The organism is Arthrobacter sp. Cr_A7, assembly GCF_029222765.1.
Taxonomy (GTDB): domain Bacteria; phylum Actinomycetota; class Actinomycetes; order Actinomycetales; family Micrococcaceae; genus Arthrobacter.
The window spans coordinates 1-484 of sequence record NZ_JARHXQ010000296.1 but is presented as its reverse complement, the minus strand read 5'-3'; the positions used below and the strand labels follow the sequence as shown (position 1 = coordinate 484).

The window sequence follows — 484 nt, the reverse complement described above, 5'->3', positions numbered from 1 at the left end:
GTTCCACTCCCGGAAGCTCTGGGACATCCCCAACTACGTAGCAATGATCCTGGTCAGCCTGGTGTGCCTGGTGCCGGTTGCGGTCATGCTCCGCATCGCAGTCACACCCCAGGTGGACTGGCGCCAGATGCCCATCGACTGGCTCCAGGCTCCGGACTGGACCTCCTTCGAGCGGGTTCTGGGCAGCGCCTTCCCGCGGGCATTGTTCAACAGCTTCCTCATTGCCCTGGTCACCACGGCCATCGTCGTCGTGCTCTCCGCCATGGGAGGCCACGCGCTGGCCCGGATGAAGGGCAAGCACAAGGACCGCTTCCTGTTCCTGGTCCTTGGCACGCGTATGGGCCCTGCCGTGGTCTTCGCACTGCCGATCTATCTCCTGGCATCCGGCGCAGGCCTCATCGATACGTACGCCGGAATCATCGCCGTTTATATCGTCTACAACCTGGCCTTCGGCATCTGGATGATGCACGGCTTCTTCCTGGAC

General features: G+C 62.6%; 1 protein-coding gene. It reads left to right on the top strand.

The window, feature by feature from the left end:
• On the top strand, positions 1–484 hold a 484-nt coding region (locus tag P2Q66_RS17320), incomplete at both ends, for a carbohydrate ABC transporter permease (RefSeq protein WP_275730141.1).